Source organism: Bacillus sp. 3103sda1 (assembly GCF_024159135.1).
Lineage (GTDB): Bacteria > Bacillota > Bacilli > Bacillales > Bacillaceae_G > Bacillus_A > Bacillus_A rhizoplanae.
On the sequence record NZ_JAMYWS010000001.1, the window covers coordinates 2,921,799 to 2,942,022 of the forward strand.

General features: G+C 35.1%; 19 protein-coding genes and 1 pseudogene. 7 read left to right on the plus strand and 13 right to left on the minus strand.

Translation table 11 applies throughout. From position 1 onward, the window contains the following. Positions 1–2: 2 nt before the first annotated feature. Both hutH and hutP read right to left on the minus strand, forming a co-directional pair. Positions 3–1,520 (minus strand): histidine ammonia-lyase, encoded by a 1,518-nt coding sequence (hutH, locus tag NKR74_RS14465; protein ID WP_253630018.1) that lies wholly within the window; start codon positions 1,518–1,520, stop codon positions 3–5. A gap of 106 nt (positions 1,521–1,626) precedes the next feature. Further along, entirely contained in the window at positions 1,627–2,067 is a 441-nt protein-coding gene (hutP, locus tag NKR74_RS14470; RefSeq protein WP_098306941.1) for a histidine utilization transcription antiterminator HutP, read from the minus strand. A gap of 215 nt (positions 2,068–2,282) precedes the next feature. Here hutP and NKR74_RS14475 point away from each other — a divergent pair, with 215 nt between their 5' ends. Then, complete coding sequence (locus NKR74_RS14475; RefSeq protein ID WP_253630019.1) at positions 2,283–3,230, plus strand: class I SAM-dependent methyltransferase; 948 nt, start codon at positions 2,283–2,285, stop codon at positions 3,228–3,230. A 55-nt stretch (positions 3,231–3,285) separates the two neighbouring features. On the opposite strand, the gene NKR74_RS14480 is transcribed toward NKR74_RS14475, so the two are convergent. Further along, positions 3,286–3,876: an AAA family ATPase gene (locus NKR74_RS14480; RefSeq protein WP_375337672.1), complete on the minus strand. Its 591-nt coding sequence runs from the start codon at positions 3,874–3,876 to the stop codon at positions 3,286–3,288. A gap of 70 nt (positions 3,877–3,946) precedes the next feature. Then, positions 3,947–4,639, minus strand: a complete 693-nt coding sequence (locus tag NKR74_RS14485; RefSeq protein ID WP_253630021.1) for an aspartate/glutamate racemase family protein — start codon at positions 4,637–4,639, stop codon at positions 3,947–3,949. Positions 4,640–4,896: 257 nt separating this feature from the next. On the opposite strand from NKR74_RS14485, the gene NKR74_RS14490 reads away from it, so the two are divergent. After that, entirely contained in the window at positions 4,897–5,196 is a 300-nt protein-coding gene (locus NKR74_RS14490; RefSeq protein WP_253630022.1) for a hypothetical protein, read from the plus strand. 103 nt (positions 5,197–5,299) lie between these two features. After that, complete coding sequence (locus NKR74_RS14495) at positions 5,300–5,731, plus strand: DUF2621 domain-containing protein (protein WP_253630023.1); 432 nt, start codon at positions 5,300–5,302, stop codon at positions 5,729–5,731. Positions 5,732–5,756: 25 nt separating this feature from the next. Here the strand turns inward: NKR74_RS14495 and NKR74_RS14500 are convergent, their stop codons facing one another. After that, positions 5,757–6,263, minus strand: coding sequence for a CcdC family protein (locus tag NKR74_RS14500; protein WP_253630024.1), 507 nt, complete (start codon positions 6,261–6,263; stop codon positions 5,757–5,759). 89 nt (positions 6,264–6,352) lie between these two features. Continuing rightward, entirely contained in the window at positions 6,353–7,060 is a 708-nt protein-coding gene (locus NKR74_RS14505) for a cytochrome c biogenesis CcdA family protein (RefSeq protein WP_253630025.1), read from the minus strand. A 543-nt stretch (positions 7,061–7,603) separates the two neighbouring features. On the opposite strand from NKR74_RS14505, the gene NKR74_RS14510 reads away from it, so the two are divergent. Then, the gene (locus NKR74_RS14510) at positions 7,604–8,512 is read left to right on the plus strand and encodes an EamA family transporter (protein WP_253630026.1); all 909 of its coding nucleotides are present in this window, start codon (positions 7,604–7,606) and stop codon (positions 8,510–8,512) included. 146 nt (positions 8,513–8,658) lie between these two features. Here the strand turns inward: NKR74_RS14510 and NKR74_RS14515 are convergent, their stop codons facing one another. Continuing rightward, positions 8,659–9,222, minus strand: a complete 564-nt coding sequence (locus NKR74_RS14515) for an FtsX-like permease family protein (protein WP_253630027.1) — start codon at positions 9,220–9,222, stop codon at positions 8,659–8,661. Between the two features lie 216 nt (positions 9,223–9,438). Between NKR74_RS14515 and NKR74_RS14520 the strand changes: the two genes are divergently transcribed. Beyond that, complete coding sequence (locus NKR74_RS14520) at positions 9,439–10,044, plus strand: hypothetical protein (protein ID WP_253630028.1); 606 nt, start codon at positions 9,439–9,441, stop codon at positions 10,042–10,044. A gap of 11 nt (positions 10,045–10,055) precedes the next feature. Here NKR74_RS14520 and NKR74_RS14525 read toward each other — a convergent pair whose 3' ends face one another. The 3 genes from NKR74_RS14525 to NKR74_RS14535 form a co-directional block, all read right to left on the minus strand. Then, positions 10,056–11,954 carry an FtsX-like permease family protein gene (locus NKR74_RS14525; protein ID WP_253630029.1) on the minus strand — a complete coding sequence of 633 codons (1,899 nt, stop codon included), beginning with the start codon at positions 11,952–11,954 and terminating at the stop codon, positions 10,056–10,058. A gap of 166 nt (positions 11,955–12,120) precedes the next feature. Continuing rightward, positions 12,121–13,017 carry an acetoin biosynthesis transcriptional regulator AlsR gene (alsR, locus tag NKR74_RS14530; RefSeq protein WP_253630030.1) on the minus strand — a complete coding sequence of 299 codons (897 nt, stop codon included), beginning with the start codon at positions 13,015–13,017 and terminating at the stop codon, positions 12,121–12,123. Positions 13,018–13,438: 421 nt separating this feature from the next. Next, positions 13,439–13,840 carry an NUDIX hydrolase gene (locus tag NKR74_RS14535; protein WP_253630031.1) on the minus strand — a complete coding sequence of 134 codons (402 nt, stop codon included), beginning with the start codon at positions 13,838–13,840 and terminating at the stop codon, positions 13,439–13,441. A gap of 139 nt (positions 13,841–13,979) precedes the next feature. On the opposite strand from NKR74_RS14535, the gene NKR74_RS14540 reads away from it, so the two are divergent. Beyond that, complete coding sequence (locus NKR74_RS14540; RefSeq protein ID WP_253630032.1) at positions 13,980–14,186, plus strand: DUF3903 domain-containing protein; 207 nt, start codon at positions 13,980–13,982, stop codon at positions 14,184–14,186. Positions 14,187–14,526: 340 nt separating this feature from the next. Here NKR74_RS14540 and NKR74_RS14545 read toward each other — a convergent pair. Continuing rightward, positions 14,527–14,874: pseudogene (locus NKR74_RS14545) on the minus strand (DUF2238 domain-containing protein); the annotation flags it as partial. A 260-nt stretch (positions 14,875–15,134) separates the two neighbouring features. Here NKR74_RS14545 and iscB point away from each other — a divergent pair. Then, a complete protein-coding gene (iscB, locus tag NKR74_RS14550; RefSeq protein ID WP_253630033.1) occupies positions 15,135–16,382 on the plus strand; it encodes an RNA-guided endonuclease IscB in 1,248 nt (415 codons plus the stop codon). A 240-nt stretch (positions 16,383–16,622) separates the two neighbouring features. On the opposite strand, the gene NKR74_RS14555 is transcribed toward iscB, so the two are convergent. Next, positions 16,623–18,386, minus strand: a complete 1,764-nt coding sequence (locus NKR74_RS14555) for an ABC transporter ATP-binding protein (RefSeq protein ID WP_253630034.1) — start codon at positions 18,384–18,386, stop codon at positions 16,623–16,625. Further along, the gene (locus NKR74_RS14560) at positions 18,386–20,137 is read right to left on the minus strand and encodes an ABC transporter transmembrane domain-containing protein (protein WP_253630035.1); all 1,752 of its coding nucleotides are present in this window, start codon (positions 20,135–20,137) and stop codon (positions 18,386–18,388) included. Before NKR74_RS14560 ends, NKR74_RS14555 begins: the two co-directional genes overlap by 1 nt. Positions 20,138–20,224 lie beyond the last annotated feature (87 nt).

Consider the following 20,224-nt stretch of genomic DNA (forward strand, 5'->3'; position numbering starts at 1 on the left):
TATTATAGTGTTGCATTTGCATTCATACGGTCCATTGTCCAATTTGTTGTTCTTAACCAATGAGCCGTGTTTTCAATATCTGTTGAAAAAATACGATCGTTTTTAATAGATGGTACAATTTGGCGAACTTGGTGATAAAATGCTTTTGTTTGCGTGCTCATTTGTTCAATACCGCGGTACTCAGTTGCTTGCATCGCACAAATCGTTTCAATTGCTAACACGCGGCGTACATTTTGAATAATTTGATGTGCATGACGCGACGCAATTGTTCCCATACTTACGTGATCTTCTTGATTTGCTGATGATGGAATAGAATCTACACTCGCTGGATGAGCTAATGTTTTATTTTCTGAAACAAGTGCTGCTGCTGCATATTGCATAATCATCGCACCGGATTGAAGACCTGGTTCTGGACTTAAAAACGGTGGTAAATCGTTTAACTGCGGATTAACAAGTCTCTCAATACGACGTTCAGAAATATTTGCAAGCTCTGCCATTCCTACCTTTAAGAAGTCCATTGCAAACGCAATTGGCTGTCCGTGGAAGTTACCACCAGAAATTACTTTTTGACCACCGTCAAAAATAAGCGGATTGTCTGTTGCAGCATTCATTTCAATTTCTAACTTTTCTTTCACATAATTCAACACTTGCCAAGATGCTCCGTGCACTTGTGGAATACAACGAAGTGAGTATGCATCTTGTACACGAAGTTCCCCTTGTTTCGTAACAAGTTTGCTATCATGAAGCACATTACGAATACGACTTGCAACTTCTACTTGCTCTTTATATCCACGTGCAAGATGAACATCTTCATCAAAGGCATCAATAATGCCTTGTAATCCTTCAATTGTCATCGAAGCAATTAATTCTGCTTGATAAGCGATTGCTTCTGCTTCTAAATACGCTACAATTCCTTGTGCAGTCATTGCTTGTGTTCCGTTAATAAGCGCTAAACCTTCTTTTGCTTCTAATGTGATTGGTTCTAATCCTTCTTTTGTTAAAGCGATCATCGTATGAACACGCTCACCTTTATAAAACACTTCCCCTTCTCCTAATAAAGCAAGAGCAAGGTGAGAAAGCGGTGCTAAATCTCCGCTCGCTCCAAGTGAACCTTGCTGCGGAACAACGGGATGAATTTGACGATTCACGAGTTCAAGAAGCATATTTACAACAAGTGGTCTAACACCGGAAATACCCTTCAACATTGTATTTGCACGTAACACAAGCATAGCGCGTGACACTTCTTCAGAGAAAGGTTCGCCAACACCACATGCATGAGATTGGATTAAATTATGTTGAAGCGCTTTCACGTCTTCTTTTTGAATTAGTACATCACTAAATTTTCCAAAGCCTGTTGTAATGCCATAAACGACTTTACCCTCTTCAACAATTTGTTCTACAGCTTGCCTACATTCTGTAACTTTTTGCATGCTATTTGGACAAGCAGTTACCTGCTCTCCTTCAAACAGTATTCGTTTCATTTCCTTCAATGTTAATGAATGTCCAGTTAATGTAATCATGATTTTCCTCCTTTTAAAAAAGCACAAGGGGACCTTAGCTTTTTAAGACAGACTAATGTCCTAAAAAGTAAGGCCCCCTCTTAACTAATTAACTATGGGCAGTTTTTTATATGTGATTAATACCTAATCCAATCGCCTCATGCTCTGATCCTTTCACAGGCGCACCTATCGTACCATATAGTGCAACAGCAAGCCATTCGCCTTCTTTTTCACCGTCGTATGGTGTGCCGCGCACAATCGCAAATCGAAGCCCTACTGTACGAAGAACGTCTGCTAACTGAATCTGTCCTCTCGTTACTCCGTACAACGCTTCCATAATTGCATGATAAAGCGCATGTGTTTCTCTGTAAACGTCTGTTTCAATAACATGGTTACTACGTGCAGCTGTTTCCATTGCAGCAACAACTTTTTGCGAATTCATTGAACCAACTTTGCCCGTACAATATTTCCAACCTTTCGGAAGAGATAAAATCGGACTCTCGTGTTCCTCCGCAAGTGCAAGCAGCATCGCCATGCGACCAATTCGTTGTGTTCCATGAAGAAGCATGTGACTCTCTCTTTTCTTTTGAATTGTTTAAATATTTCTTAATTTAAGAATACATAAAAACGTTTAAATCGTCAATGGTTTACTATAAGAATTTTAATAAAAAATATTTATCACACAATTTTCCACAAAAACAACCTGTAATTGTGTACACAATTTATTTACAGCGAAATTTGACGCATGCTATATTCTCCTTAGCTGATTACAGGAAGGGTCCTATGGTAAAAAGAAAAGATATTCACTTTAGAATCTGTGAAGAATTGTTAGAAAGATTTGATGCAGCTTTGACATATGAAGATCTTAACAAAACAGAAGTATTAACTCATGCCATTCGAAATTTTTGCATACAAGTGGAATCACAAAAGTTAAATGATGTAAAACGTCAATATACAGTGAATGACCATCTGCAAGTACGAATCGATACACATCTAAAATATGAAGAAAAACAAGTAGATTTAGATAAAATAGTAATCTCTCAATTGCAATTAACAGGACAAGAAAAAATATTAGATATTGGCTGTGCAACTGGAAAATTTCTTATAACATTACACCATCAGGGGCACCAAGGTCCGCTTACAGGGCTAGATCAATCCCCCGCTATGATTCAAGAAGCAAAAAAGAATAGTAGCAATAAAAGAACAATTGAATGGGTAATTGGAAACGCGACGAAGCTCCCTTTTCCCTATAATTTTTACGATTGGGTTATTGCACGTCACATGTTGTATCATGTACCTGATGTCGAAAAGACTATTCGAGGGTTTAAAAATATTATCCGTCCAGATGGTGGTTTTCTAGCTACAACAAATTCCTATGCATCATTACCACGCATAGAAGACATGTGTAACCGAATGTTACTTGCATTTGAATTACCTGAAAAGTCACCTACGGCTAGTCCATTTTGTTTAGAAAACGGTAAAGAACTATTGAGCGCAGTTTTTCCTATTGTTGAGGAAACTGTTATTCACAACTCTCTTCTTTTCCATGAATCTGCACCTATTGTAAATTATATAGCAAGTATGTTTCCATCGCTAAATATTCCAGATGATTTTAGCTTACATACAGAGATGAAAAAGTGGTTACAAGTTGAAATAGAACAGGATTTATCACATCATAATGGCATATGGCGCGATCCGAAGGCTGTAGCGGTTTATCGCTGTAGAAAATAATTAAAATAGTACTATACTAGCAAAGCTGTTTCTTCTAGAAAAAGACAGCTTTCTTTTATGCCCCTCCACGCTCTCCTAACCATTTTATAAAATAGTGCTCCACTTCCTCTACTAACTTTGCATCCACATTCAAATACGTGACTGGAAATTGTTCATACCAACTTTTCTCTATTTCTATTAATTTCATTTGTTCTTCAAATGTACTTCGTTGTCTTATATCATCAGATTCTTTTCTTTTTTGCAATACTTCCTTTGAAGCTTTTAAATAAAAAATGGCTTGTGAACGACATTTCCGTAACTCCCTTAATTCATTTATCATTTCCTTTTCCATATCCCAATCTTTCCCTATTAATTTTGGATAGTATAAGGTATAGAACTCAATATCTTCTGGTCCACGATCAAAAATGGTAATACCATTAGGTAGCTGCTGAAATTCTTCTATTTTCGCCTCAATAAAAAGCTTCTGATTTGCGATAAATCCTTCTTTTGTGCCGATATCTAATCGCATTTCTTTTCTCTTCGCGACAATTGGATACGGATTTTCGTATACAATCCGTATCCCTCTTTGTTCTAACCTTTTCGCTAATGTTGTTTTTCCGCTTGCCATAGGCCCTTGTAACGATATAATGTTCCTCATTTCCTTCATCCTTTTTATTCCAATGCCCTTTTTGTTCAATCATTAATCCAATGCCTTCTTTTATTAAAGTTAGATTCACTCAATCTTCTAAAGATTTATTAACAGCTTTAATGGCATGTATGAAAGCTGTATCAAATAATGGAACGCTAGAATCCTCTGGTTTAACTAGTAACCCAATTTCTGTACAACCTAATATAATTCCTTCAGCTCCGTTATCAACTAAGCGTTCAATTACCTTTTTGTAGTAGTCTCTTGATTTTTGACACACTTTTCCTAAACACAATTCTTCATAAATTACTTTATTTACAATTTCTCTATCATTTTCATTTGGTACTATAACCTTTATACTATTGGATTCTAATCGTGATTTGTAAAAATCTTGCTCCATCGTATATTTTGTCCCAAGTAAACCTACCTTGTTAATTCCTTGTTTTTTCACTTGCTTAGCTGTAGCATCGGCAATATGTAAAATAGGAATATTGATTTTTTCTTTTACGTCATCTACAACCTTGTGCATCGTATTTGTGCATATAATAATGAAATCAGCCCCACCTTTTTCTAATGAAAATGCAGCTTTCCCCAGCACTTCACCTGCCTGTTTCCAGTTATCCTCTGATTGATAACGTTCAATTTCTTCAAAGTCAACGCTATATAAAAGGCACTTTGCTGAATGTAACCCTCCTAATTTGTTTTTTACTTCTTCGTTAATAACTCGATAATACTCTACAGTTGATTCCCAGCTCATTCCACCAATAAGCCCAATCGTTTTCATAATTTCCCTCCCTACAAAAAATCTTCTTCATTAATTATATGGAATTTTCAAAATTATAAGCAAGATACTTCTCTCCTTGTTTCCTTTTTCTATCTGTCTTATAATAAAAAACAGAGATTAAATTGAACGTATTTTTCCGTTATGTAAGCTTGAAAAACCAAGCTTACATTATTTTTTGCTTTTCCTTTTCTTTTAAAAGGAGTATACTATATAGGAACATATGTTCTTTTTACTACATACAGTAAGGAGCTTGAACAATGGTATACGACACACAGGTACGATCATGGAACGAAACATTAAAACAATTACAAAAGCGTTATACTGGAGAAGCGATTGAAAATCGCAAGCAGTTTGAAGACATTGAACTTATGACTTTCTTTCAAAACAACGAATATATTACCCTCCCTACACATATTAGCGGCTTATCAGCAGCACGCTTTACTTCTTATTCTATTTTCACTACCGAGGATAAAAATCGCAAAGTTGGCACGCTAATCATCGAATATTTCGAAGATGATACAGAAACATTCCGAATTGAACAATTATACTTTGTATAAGAAAGCTTGGCCAATAGGTCAAGCTTTCTTGCTTTCTATGAATCTCACTGCTTATAATAAAAAGAAAAGAATCGGTTTCTAATAACATAAAGGGGGAATTATGTTGCTTGAAGGATGGTTCAGTTGGTTTATTGTCATATGGACAGTTATTTTACTAGGACTCATGTCCATTGGTGGATATTTTATGTTCCGAAAATTCTTAAAACGACTACCAAAAGAAGATGGCCTGTCCATTTTAGATTGGGAACAACATTATATCGATGAAACGAGACATTTATGGAAAGCTGAGCAAAAAGCTTTATTAGAAGAACTTGTCAGCCCTGTTCCAGAACTATTTCGCGACGTCGCTCGGTCTAAAATTGCTGGTAAAATTGGTGCACTCGCTTTAGAAGAACAAGCATCACAAATAACAGAAGATTTAATCATTAAAGGATATATTTTAGCAACACCAAAACGGGATCATAAGTTTTTAATAAAAAAATTAAAAGAAAAGCAAATTGACTACTCACGTTATCAATCATTACTAGCAAAATAAAAAACCTCAAGAATTCTTGAGGTTTTTACGTTAACTTTATATCTTTTTCATTATAAAAATCGGATTGTTTTTCCATTTCCTTTTGTAATTTCGTAAACGAACGATACATTGCAATGCGCCATGATACAATCATCGCAAACGCAAGTAAGAAAAACATTCCACTTAATTGTCCTACATCAATCGTCGCACTTAAATACGATTTAAACGCAATGCGAACAACAAGTAAACCAATTAAAATAAAGATAAACGCTTTAGAGCGTTTTAAATAAATCTCTTGTCCTCGTATTTCAAATTTTGACGTTTTAATAAGAAAAATAGAAAAAATTAACCCTACAATAATTGCTTCTAATATTTCTTGCGCTGTTAGGCGAAATTCTGGGAGAAGATACATAATTGCTCCCGTGCTCATAAAGATTGGTGGAAGTACAATTTTTTTCAATGTTGCTGGTTTTTTTGCTGCTTTTATGCGAATAAACATGACTCCGACAGCCATACAAATCGCCATAATACTTGATAAAAGAGCTAAATTCATTCGTACTCACCCTTTGTTTTGGAAATATCGAAAATATAGTCTCAGTATATGCTCTACTTTTAGTATTTCCAACATTTCTATAAAAAAAACTAAAATCCTTTAAATCCACCAAATAAATTCGAAAAGAATATAGTGATTTTTGTAAGACCATTAAAATAAAGTAATACACCCATTACAATCATAATATAACCGCCAATTTTAACGAACGATGCACTATGTTTTTTAATCCAAGTCATTTTTGTAATAAAGAACGACAAAATAAAGAATGGAATCGCAAAACCAAGTATGTAAGCAATCATATATAACATCGCTGATTGTGGATTTGTCGCAGCAAGTGCAATAACTGACACTAAAATCGGTCCTGTACAAGGTGTCCATCCCGCAGCAAATGCGATTCCAATTAAAGTAGAGCCAAAGTAACCACTCGGTCTACTTTTAAATGTAATTTTTTTATCTTGCATTAAGAATGTTGGTTTAAACACTCCTGTTATAATGAAACCGAAAACAACAATAAAAATAGCTCCTAATTGGCGAATTAGATTTTGATAATCTACAAAAAATGTCCCTACAAAGCTTGTTCCAAAACCGATTGCAATAAAAATAATCGAAAACCCAATTAAGAAAAATGCTGTATGCAACATACTCCGTTTACGAAGCATGGCATTCTCCTCTTTTAAATCAGAAATAGACATCCCTGTTATGTACGATAAAAATGCTGGATAGAGCGGTAAACAACATGGAGAAATAAATGATAAAAAACCTGCCCCAAACGCTAAAAAGATATTAATGTCTTGCATATTCCGCCTCCTCTCTTCTCATTTATTGTAGCAAAATTCACAGCGAATACCATGAAAAATTCATGAACTTACTATTATCACTATGAATATCATAAAATTCTATTCGTAATATTGCTATTTGCTTTGTTTATATAAAGTGAAACTTCCATCAGTAGGGAGGCTTACTGCCCGTTAATGCGGGATAAATCCATTTTGATTTTTCAACATATAAGTCGCTGCTATGCATTAGATGCTCTTGCCTACCTAAAAGGAAAGAGGCTTTTAGGTCGTTTTTTAATTTTGATTTATATATTTCACTTCATTTATTATTATAAAATATTTTTTTGTAATGAAAGTTATATTCATATTCCTCTTATATTCTCAAGCAATATATCCCTCTTTTTTCATCATTATGCATAAATATCATACTTTTATTATTATTCTATAAAATGTCACACTTTTCTTTCAGTTGACCCTACATTTTTAATTTTGTATACTTCCATCTAGCTATATTTGTTCGTTCTGGAACATAGTTACTAATAAAATAGATTGGAGGAATATAGGGTGCTTCGTTATTCATTACTCGTTTTATTAGGAGCATGCAGTTACGGTATTTTAGCAATCTTTGTTAAATTTGCGTACAGTGAAGGATTTACACTAGGAGAAGTAATCGGAAGTCAATATTTGTTCGGATGGCTCATTTTACTTGCGATTACATTATTAATCTCTAGGCATCGTGTACCATTAAAGCAAATGATTATTTTATTTATCGCAGGCACATCAGCTAGCTTAACAGGTATTTTTTATTACGGTTCATTACAAACTGTACCAGCTTCTATCGCTATTGTTTTACTATTTCAATTCGTTTGGATCGGGATTATCATTGAAGCAGTTGCAACAAAAACATTTCCTTCTAGAGAGAAATTGATTTCTGTACTTTTCTTACTAACCGGAACGTTTCTTTCAAGCGGATTACTCGAGCAATCAGCAGGAAGCTTTGATATGAAAGGTATCTTCTTTGGATTATTATCAGCAATTGCATTTGCTTTTTATATTTTCGTGAGCGGAAGAGTGGCAGTAGAAGTTCCATCATTACCTCGCGGCGTATTGCTTATGGCCGGCGCATTAACATTAGTAATGATTGCTTTCCCACCAACGTTTATATACAGTGGTGCACTTACAAATGGATTATGGAAATACGGGTTAGCATTAGGGACATTTAGTATCGTGATTCCCACCATTACATTTACAATTGGAATTCCAAAAATCGGCTCTGGTTTAGCGACAATTTTAGGCGCCGCTGAACTACCAGTTACAACCGTTATGTCGGTGCTTTTCTTAAAAGAAGCTGTAATGACTTCACAATGGCTTGGTGTTGCACTTATCCTTGTAGGAATTACAATTCCTCAAATTGCATATAAAATACGTGGACGATCCACAAGGCAGCATACACATAAAAAAGTGGCAGCATAAAAAACCGGACTTCTCTAGGAAGCCCGGTTTTCATTTTATCCCGCATTAACGGACAGTAAGAGCAATTGGTTCAACTAACCATCAGTAGGGATGAAAAAAACACTGATGGAAGTTTCACTTTATGTCATGTTTTACATATAAAGCATTCATACTTTGTCATTCACGTTATATGAATCTACAACAGTCAACTGATACACACATCGATAACATTGCCCCGCCGTCAGTAAAATCATAATAATAAATAAAATAGCTGTATACAAAAGGCCATATATTGTAATCGGTGCACTACTTATTCCATGACTACCCGTTAATCTCATAATAATAACAGTAAATAACTTTAAAAATAACATACCGTGAAGAAGCCCAAAAACAAGTGCTCCTCCCCCTATCATAAGTTGTTCATAGCACAATATAAGACTTATTTGCCTTCGCTTCATACCAGTGAATCGATACGATTGTAATTCTTTTTGACGATTTTTCATAAAACGAGCATGTACATACAGTATGAAAAGACATGAAAAACTGAAGGCTATTGTTGATCCATAATATAAAAATGATTTGTGCTTTATTGCCCCTACAACTGCTTCATTATATTGAATGGATACTAAAAGAAAATATACAATCACACTACAAGCTATAAAAACAAAATGCTGTAACCGTTCTGCCGCATGTGCCTGTATACTTTTCTTTGCTAATTGAAATAACGACATAACAACTCCTCCGTACAACTTCCTATACCCAAGTTAGTATATAAAATGATATATACCTTCGCATCGAACTCCAATAGGAATTATATCTAAGCCTTAAGACTTAGATGAAAATACATATATTTATTCGATATATGTATTAATAATTGCAACATCTCTATTATCTAGTTAAAGGAAATATTTCACAGTACGTATAATATATTAAGCTGAGGTGATGACATGAAAAAAAAATTCTTTCTTCTTTCCATACTGCTGATACTCCTTGGCGGTTGTACAAATCATACGCATCCATTTGTTAAGCCGTACAAATTAACAAAACAAGAAGCGCAAATATTAAACTTAACTCCCATTCAACAAGGAAACATATATATCTATGAAGCCACCCTTCCAAACAAACAAGACGAAATTCGTACAACCATTGAGTATTATAAAGACGGAACAAAAGTACAAGAAATCGGCGGACTTTCTTCATCCCATTTTGAAAAAGAAAAAATAAAACTCTCTTTCGGGCAGCAAATATTTCAATATGAGAACGGAACACGTGAAGTTCAGCAGTGGTTTATGAATATTTCTGGAGGCTCGTATAAATTCTTTGAAGGGATATTTCCAGAAAGCAATGTATCTACTTTCACATCAATTCATGAAGGAAGAACAATAAAGTACAACGAAAAGGTTATTCTTGGTGCATGGATTTTTAACACAAATAAAATAGAAGGATCTGCAACTTCTCTTGAAGATGATCGTTCTATACAACGTCTTATCAAAGAAAATGAACACGTATATACATATTGTATTGAAGTTAAAAACAGCGATGTTACAAAGTAACATCGCCGTTTTCATTGCACAATTTGCTTTTTCAACTGTAAAAAGTATCGTCTTCTTAATAGTAAAAAGTAACATGTGTGCACAAATAAAAATAACCCAATAACAATAAGTGAGGAACAAAGAATCTCTGTTACGAATAATTTTTGCAACGTCATTAAAGCAACACTCGTATGCAAAACCGCTATGAGAATCGGAATAAAGAATAATGCTCCCATTTGTACGGTCATTATTCGCTTCATTTCATCTTCGCCCATACCTAGTTTCATAAGCGATTGATAATAATGTTTATCCGTTTCTAAATCAGTAAATAAACGAAAGTATAAAAAGCTGACAGCAGATAAATAAAATATTACTCCGACAAACAAACCGATAAATAAAATTATACTTGTCAATTGTTTAATCTCATTATAAGTTGTAATGCGTGATGAAAATTCATATTGCCCTTTTTGGTTTATTTGTTTCTCTAATTGCGCTGCTACTTGCGTCGTTCCTTCCCAGTTCTTCACTTCATACGCTGTATAACTTACTGTTTTCTGTCCTTCTGTAATCAATTGTTTCATTTCATTAGAAACAACAAGAATTTGTCCTGGAAATACACCACCAGAGAAAATATTATGTTGCACCACACGAGAAACATGAAGTTGTGTTCCGCTTTCTTGCAATGTTACATTTGATTCTTTAGCAATATCAATAAAATTACTTTGCCCAAAAGAAGGAACACGGGCTATTTCATTCCCTGATAATGCCACCGTTTCATAACCAAGCTGCTTTGCAAATGTATTATAATCAGCCTGATTCATAATAACGGCTGGTTGCGTCTGATTAGAAATTGCTTGAAAACTCAACTGCGCACTGACCTTTTTATAGGTAATCTTTTCCTTTTGAAAAGTAGCTTCAATTTCTTTTTCGTATTGTTCTTTCTGTGCTTGATGTTCATTATAAGTCATTAAACTAAAAGCAAATGGTATGTTATTGATCGTTTCATTCTTTTGTGTTGTTACAAAAGCAGCAAACGTTCCAATGGCACAAAAAGCAACAGTCGACACAATCGTCACCATAAAGAACATACGTGCATTATCTTTTATACGGTATGCTAGCATAGAAAATGATAATAAATTCGTTTTCTTCCAATATAAATTCTTTGATTTTTTTAAAAGTCTTATGATAAATATACTAAGCTGTCCATATAAAAAATAAGTACCAGTAATGACAAGTATTGTAACAGGTAACAATAAAAACATGATAGTACCAGGAGTTGCTGTCATAGATAAAATATATCCAATTGCAATCAAACTTGCTGCTACTATAGATAATAAAATAGAAGCTTTCGGTTCAGGCTTTGGCTTCTTATTCCCTTTTAATAACGTAATCACTTTTTTACTTTGCACAAATAAACTTGTCACAAAAGCAACAATGAAAAACAATGAAAAAAACACAACAGCTGTAATTTTCATTGCTTGCCACGGCATATAAAACGGCAAACTTTTTAAGTTCATCATAGTACTTGCTAACATAAAAAATAACTTCCCAAATAAAAGACCTAAAACAATACCACTTATGAGAGCACTTATACCAACAATCATATTTTCAAAGAAGATCATCCGAATTAATTGCTGCTTTGTAATACCATGAATAACAAAAATCCCAAACTCTTTATTCCTAACTTTTAAAAATGAACTAACAGAGTAAAAAATAAAGAAAAAAGAAAAAAAATAAATAATGTATTCTGCAACAAACATTCCTTGCCGAACTGCTCCTGGAATCCCTTCACTTCCATCAATGTTAGGATGATAAATAAAAAAAGCATATAAAAAGAAAATCATAACTGAAAATGCACTACTTAAAAAATAAGCAGCATACGCGCGCATATTTCGACTAACGTTTTTAAACGCGAGTTGAGAAAACGTCATCTACATTCCCTCCCACGTTTTTTTATTTCTATAAACATATGTATTATCATGATTATGACATCTCCTTATTCTTTCTTCTCTTTTACTATAATAAAAAAAGAATGAGGAAAACATCGAACTTCCTTACATGCTTTAGTACAGTCTTACAGTTTTGTCATTTTTCTCGTCATTTTGTAAATTCGTTCGTTTCTCTTGCTTTCGCTATTTTCAAAAACTCTTGTAATTCTGGATTTATATTTGCTTTTCGATACGCTACTGCTAGTTCCGCAACAAAATTAGAATCACATATTTCTTTGTATACAACTTCTGATTGATATAAATTATTTGCAGACACTGGTATTACCGTTATCCCAATTCCAGCAGCAACAAGTCCGACCACTGTTTGATACTCTGTCGCCTCTTGTACAATTTGCGGACTAAACCCTGCATCACGGCATAAAGAGAGAATATTATCATATAATGTTGGCCAAACATTTCGTGTAATAAAAACAAAAGGTTCTTTTTGCAAATCTTCAATATATATTGCTTGTTTATTCGCAAGCGGATGCACCTTCGGTAAACAAAGTGTACAAGGAAGATGCTGAATTGTCTCCAATTGTAATAACTGACTTGTAATAGGTGGCCGTAATAGTCCGACATCAATTCGATTATCATGAAGTGCATCTACTTGTTCTGGTGTAGATAATTCATGCAGGACAACAGATACATTCGGAAATTTTTTTCGATATTCTCGAACGATTGGCGGCAAAATATCATACATTGCTGACCCAACAAAACCAATAGACAGCGATCCAATTTCTCCTCTTTGTGCTCGTTGGGCAACTTCGACTGCCTTATCAATTTGTATAAAAGCTTTTTTCACTTCTTTTAAAAACAATTCCCCTGCTTCTGTTAACTCTACTCTTCGTTTCGTTCTTGAAAATAGTGTAACTCCCATTTCTTGTTCTAATTGTTGAATTTGTTGACTAAGCGGTGGCTGCGTCATCTGTAAGCGAGCTGCCGCTCTTCCAAAATGAAGCTCTTCTGCTACAACAACAAAGTATTGTAAATGCCGTAATTCCATATAGAACACCCTTTTTTATTAATATATATAATAAATTAATAACATAAGAATTATATATTAGACAAATACTTTTAAAAAAATCCCACGATAAAGTTCAACTAACCATCAGTGAAGGTTTTCTTCCTCTCCCACTGATGGTTAAACCAATCGGGCTTTTACGGGTCCCCCACCTTTCTTCTTCGCTTTTCTTTGCATCTTGAGGTGGGGGTCTTACTGCCCGCGAATAGCGAGATAAAATTTCCAAACTTTTTACCGATAGATTGTAAGATTATCAATGTTATTAACATTAGAAACAAGTTCAGCTCTCTAATCGCGTTTCGAAATGCGCAAAAATAAAAGAAAACGCATACAAGAATAACCTAATATACATTTTCTTTTATCCCCCTATATACATTTTCTCATTTCTCGCCTCAATCATTCCCTAGCATATACACAACTGACACAACAACTCATAGTCTTCCGGAAATGAAAGGGGAATATTTTTAAGTTCTTGAAGTGGTTTCCACTCAATCTCATAAATCAATCCATCCGGATCTTGAATTTTTCTTTCTCCCCCTACTATTTTCACAACATAATAGTGTACTTGTACAGGAATATTGAATGTAACACCTGTTTTTTCGTGCACTTTTTCAATGACTTCAACACGATACCCCGTTTCTTCCCATACTTCACGTATGCAACACTCTTCTAACGTTTCTCCTTTTTCCAGCCCACCTGAAGGTACAGACCAAAGTTTTTCTTCTTCTCGTTTCCCTTGTAATACCATTAATACTTCTTTATTGTCATTTATACAGATTGCCGCTGCTCCAATCCAACGCTTCATCCTCTATCCCTCCCATACATATTATTCTGTCTTTTACCTAATTTCACCTCGAAAAAAGAGGAAAAAACTTATAATCTATCGAATACTTTCAACAACTTCAAAGACAGCGCATTCCTAAAAAACAGAAAGGAAGGATTCTGTGAAAGTTTCTAAGTATGTTGTGGATTGTGTGTTTTGTGAGGAAAATCGAGGAGCACGACAAACATTCGTAACTGTTGCTGCATCTTCTAACACATTGGCAGTTCAAAAAATAACTGAAGAATGTCAGCGTCGTTTTGGAAAAGCATTATTATTGAAAACAGAGATTATAAAAGAGGACATCATTGCAGGAAAAAAAGAAAGCTGACCAAAATGGCCAGCTTTCCTTTTTCCGATCGTAAACGGAGAAAACATTCATGTTTTTTCCGTACACATTATCACATGAAGATTAGGGGCATCTTCTAAGAAATCGGGATTTTTCCATTATGTACGTTCCATAATGGATATCGAACAATATTTCCGTACAATCTATGAAAAATTATGCGGAAAAAGGGTAAATCTAGTTCGCATTTTTAGAAAAGGGATAGGGATATTACCGGTAATACATCAGACATTCGAATGTTACATCTAATATAGTATAGTAATCTTCTTTATATGGGAAATATGTATTACATATATAATTAATATGTAATACATATTAATATCTCTTATTCCATCTTTCTATCTTGTACATTCCTAAACAACAATAAAGCTAAAATTGCACCTATTAGCGCGAAGGTCATATCCCACTGTGTATCCCACGAATCTCCTTGCGTACCTAAAAAGGCATCTGCTGCCGTTCCTGTTAATTTTGCAACTAAAAATTCCAGTAATTCATATAGCGCACTAAATGCTAGACACACAGCAATTACAAGGATTGATAACCATCCTCTTTTTTGAATTTCTACCACTCTAATGAGAACCTCCCGTGTTAAAAGAGCAGGAACGAAACCTTGCGCAAAATGGCCTACGCGGTCATAATAATTTCTTTCTAAATGAAACGTATCACGTAACCAAGTCAACTACCCACCACTTAAACGCTAACACGTTTTGAAGTGGGGGCCTGAAAAAAGCCCTGGTTGTCTAGCCTCGGTCTTTCGTGGACTCCGTTCGTAGGTTGCATACCCAAGAATGATTCCCTAGTTCTTGGCTCTATGGTGGCTCTGTAACAGTTCTGATTGGGAAGGAACGGTCAACCACATGCCTTCTTGTATAAGAAGTTGCTAACACCTACAAACATTGGCGAAGGGAAACAAACTCTTAGGAGGGACAAAACATGCGTGTATTTGTCGAGAATGTAAGAGGAGAACCGCTCATGCCTTGCAGTCATCGCAAGGCACGGCTTCTTCTCAAACAAGGAAAAGCAAAGATTATTGGATACACTCCGTTTACAATTCAATTACAATATGCCACAGGTGAAGTGGTGCAACCCGTCACAATCGGTGTTGACAGCGGAGCAAAGCATATCGGCATTGCGATTACCACTGAAGACAAAGTGCTAGCAAAAGGAACCATTGAGTTGCGTCAAGACGTCAAAGAAAATCTTACACTAAGAGCTACATTACGCAGAGGTAGAAGACAACGAAAAACAAGATATCGAAAAGCACGTTTTCTCAATCGGAAAAAGAAAGAAGGATGGTTGCCACCATCGATTCAAAGCAGAGTGGATAACCAAATTCATTGGATTGAAATATTTCGCTCGTTATTACCATCTCCAAAAGTGATTGTCGAAGTAGGAAAATTTGATGCACAAAAACTAAAAAATCCCGATATACAAGGAACAGAATACCAACAAGGGGATACCTTTGGCTTTTGGAATACGAGATATTATGTATTCGCAAGAGACAATTACACCTGTCAAATTTGTAAGAAGAAAGGTGGTATTTTGCATACACATCATATCATTGAACGATGCAGTGGCGGTTCAGATATGGCAGATAATCTTGTAACAGTGCACGATGAATGCCATCAAAAATTTCATCAAGGGAAAATCAAACACAGTTTCAAAAAACCAAAACAATATAAAGAGACTGCTTTTATGAATATATTGCGTTTACAAATCATGAATCATTTAGATTGTGACATTACGCACGACAGTTACACCACACCGAAGCGAAAAGAATTAGGTTTATCAAAAACACATGTAAATGACGCGATTGCGATTGCCCATCCAACACAAATACAAGAATATGATCAAAGCGGTGAGTTTCGCATTAAGCAATTTAGAAAGAAAAAACGCTCCCTGCATGAAGCAACCGCAAGAAAAGGAAGGAAAACAAAGAATACAAGTGCAAAACGGAACAAGAAAAATACACCGCATATAGATGGAATCTATTTAGGTGATAAAGTAAAGGTATTTGGACAAATAGGATTTGTGACAGGATTTACAGGAAAAATGGTATACGTACAAGATATACATGGACAATATATACAAAACCCTTCTAAATCCTATAAGCAAGTGAAGATGTCAGATATGGAACGTATACACCATACGAACAATTGGCAGTTCTTACAAATCAGTTAGGCTATGTCTAACCGAAATTCATCCCCACCTTACCGCTGGGCTCTTGAAGATGGGGATAAATTTCGGAAATACGTTAAAATACAAATTACCCCATTTCATGCAATCCTTATTGTTAAGTAATGAATGAACAGAAAACAAATATTTAAATTCTATTAAACATTATATAAAAACTCTCTAAAAATCCGGTATTGAATTCAATATGCACATCTCAACAAAAATAAAGCCTTCAAAACCTTGTTCCTACAAGGCTTTCTGAAGGCTTCCTTTATTCTGCAACAAATACATATTGTAATATAACCCTTGTTGCGTCAACAATTCTTGATGTGTTCCTCTCTCAACAATTTGACCATCATGCATCACAAAGATTTGGTCAGCATCTTGAATTGTCGATAAACGATGTGCAATCGCAATGGTTGTTCTCCCTTTTCGCATACGCTGCAATGCTGTTTGAATTGCTTCTTCTGTTTCTGTATCGATGTTTGCTGTTGCCTCATCTAGCACTAATACTTTCGGATTTGTAGCAACAGTTCTCGCAAATGCTACAAGCTGTCTTTGACCGCTTGAAAACGCCGCTCCTCTTTCAACTACCTCTGTATCATATTGATCTGATAGCTGTTCAATAAATGTATTTGCTTGCACAAATTTTGCAGCTTCTTCCACTTCTTCATCTGTAATATTTTCATCGTACATGCGAATGTTTTGTTTAACTGTTCCAGCAAACAAGAAAGCATCTTGTAATACAAGACCGATACGTTTTCGTATTTCCATCTCTTGAAAGTTCTCTAACCGAACCCCATCAATTACAATTTCTCCTTGATTAACATGATAAAAACGCATCAATAAGTTCATAATTGTGCTTTTCCCACTACCTGTATGCCCAACAAAAGCAACAGTTTGCCCAGGTTTTACATGAAAAGATACATTTTTCAGTACGTCACGTTTTCCATCATAAGAGAAAGTAACATTTTTAAACTCAATTTCCCCTTCCGTCATGAAAGGAGTTCCATTACCTTGTTGTACTGGTGCTAAATCTTTTTCATCCATTAAATGAAACACACGCGACGATGACACAACTGCTTGCTGAAAGAAAGACAATTTCATCATCATTTCGTTTATTGGATCAAAGAAACGATGAATGTAGTTAACAAAAGCATATAATACACCAACTTCAACAGGACTATGCATTGCATCAATTCCAAACAACGTCAACACCAATACAATTGCCAAAATATGAACAAGATCGGTCGCCGGACGTAAAAGCAGTGCATCTAATTTCAAATTGCGACGGCCTGCTCCGTAGTGTTTTTCATTTACTTCTTCAAATTCTTTACGCATCCGTTTTTCTTGGCGGAATACTTGAATAATGTTCATACCTTGAATAGATTCATTCAATTTTGCATTTAATACACTTAATTGATTGCGAAGTTCTAAATAAAAGACTGAACTCTTGCGACGATAAAAAGCCATAATGGTAATCATAGTTGGAATAAGAAGTAATGAAAATAAGGCAAGCTTCACGTTAAGTAGAAACATAGATATTAAAATACCGATTAAAAACACAATATTTTTTACAAAAGTAGATAATACACTTACAAAGAAATCTTTAATTGCTTCTGTGTCGTTCGTTATTCGAGAAACGAGCGTTCCAATTGGTGTACGATCAAAGAAGCTAAGCGATAAACTTTGAACATGTTCATATACTTCCACACGCATATCTTGCACAATTTTGAAGGCAATGTTTTGGAAATATAATAAATTCAAATACGTAAAGAGTACTTTTAATAAATGAAAAACTATATACACAACAAATAACGTCACTAATACATTTTGCTCAAAATTCCTCGGAACTAAATGTTCATCAATAAATTCCTTAATTAAAAAAGGGCCCATCATTTCCGCTACAGTTGCACCAACTAAAAATAAAAACGCTAGTGTCAGCAGTTTTTTATATGGCTTCATATAGGATAATAGACGCCATAGATCGCTTCGTTTTTTCTCGTTCATTATACCCCTCCTTTCTCAACTAGTGCTTCTAATTGTTGACTTTCATACATGTCTTTATACCAGCCGTCTTGTTGCATCAAACTTTCGTGCGTTCCACGCTGTACAATCTTCCCATCGTCAATAACGAGAATTAAATTCGCATGCTGAATAGCACTTAGGCGGTGCGCTGTAATAATAGTCGTTTTATTTTCACGTTCACGCTTTAACGCCGCTAAAATCGTTTCTTCTGTTTTTGCATCTACTGCTGATAAACAGTCATCTAAAATTAAAATTTCAGCATTTGTTAATAATGCACGCGCAATCGAAATACGCTGTTTTTGGCCACCTGATAAAGAAACGCCGCGTTCACCAACCACTGTTTCATATCCTTCTGGAAATTTCGTAATATCCTCATGAATACATGCAATGGTAGCTGCATGTGCAATATCTTTATAGGTAGCATCCGGTTTTCCAAATGCGATATTTTCTCCTATATTTGCAGAAAATAAGAAATGATCTTGTGGTACATACGAAATAGCGGAACGAATAGCATGTAATGTCATATCTCGAATATCGGTTTCTCCAACTCGTACCGCCCCATCAAAATGATCATATTCTCGAATTAAACACTTTAATAATGTTGTTTTTCCTGCTCCAGTACGTCCTACAATCCCTAAAGTTTCCCCTTTTTGTAAAGAAAAATGAATCCCTTGTAGATTTATCACTTCATTTTTCTTGTACGAGAATGCCTCAATATCAAACTCGATATTACCACTTGCTACTTCTTCGCTTGCCTCTTCTCTATTCACAACATCTGATACTTGCATGAATAATTTTTGAATACGATCATAAGAAGCACGCCCACGCTCCATAATATTAAATAGCCAACCAAACGCTAACATTGGCCATACGAGCGTTCCTAAATAAGAAGTAAACGTAATAAGTTCTCCTATCGTAAGCTCACCACGAACAACCAATACAGAGCCATAACACACTGCAATTAAGAAAGAAAAACCTACAATTAAAGAAATTGTTGGGTCAAATAATGAATCAATACGGGCAACAAGAATATTTTTCTGTACTACATCTTCCGATTTATCGCGAAATGCTTGTAAATCTTCTTTTTCTTGACCAAGTGAACGAATTACCTTCATTCCACTCATACTTTCCTGAACTTTATCATTAATCTCTGAAAAAGCCTGCTGCGCTTTATGAAAACGACGATGTAACAACGTTCCATAATAGTTTGTCGCAATCGCTACGATTGGCATTGGAATTAAACTGAGTAATGTTAACTTCCAACTAATCGTAAACCCCATCGCAGCAAGGACACATCCACCCACCGCTAATGAGTCTACAAACGTTAACACCCCCGAACCAGCCGTTTGCTGAACTGCTTGAATATCATTTGTTGCGTGTGCCATTAAATCACCAGTACGATGCTTTTGGTAGAATGATGGGCTCATATTAGTAAAGTGCTTATACAGTTTTTGACGTAATTGACGGGCTAACTTTAAAGAAGAACCGAAAATCATTATGCGCCACACATAACGCAAAATATACATCGTCACCCCAGCACCAATTAAAATTCCTGCCCATTGTAATAGCTTCTCAGCTGTTAATGAATGATTGCTAATTTCATCAACAACGATGCCGATCACTTTTGGTGGCACAAGCTCAAGAAGAGCAACGCCAAACAATAAAAAAATACCAGTTATGTACGCTCGTTTCTCTTGTTTAAAAAACCATGCTAAGTCTAAAAAAACTTTCATTATATACCTCCTATCCCAAATGAGCGATGTTTTCAGTTTATCAAAATTACTGAATTTTTTAAAGTTTAAAACAACTTTAGAAAACAA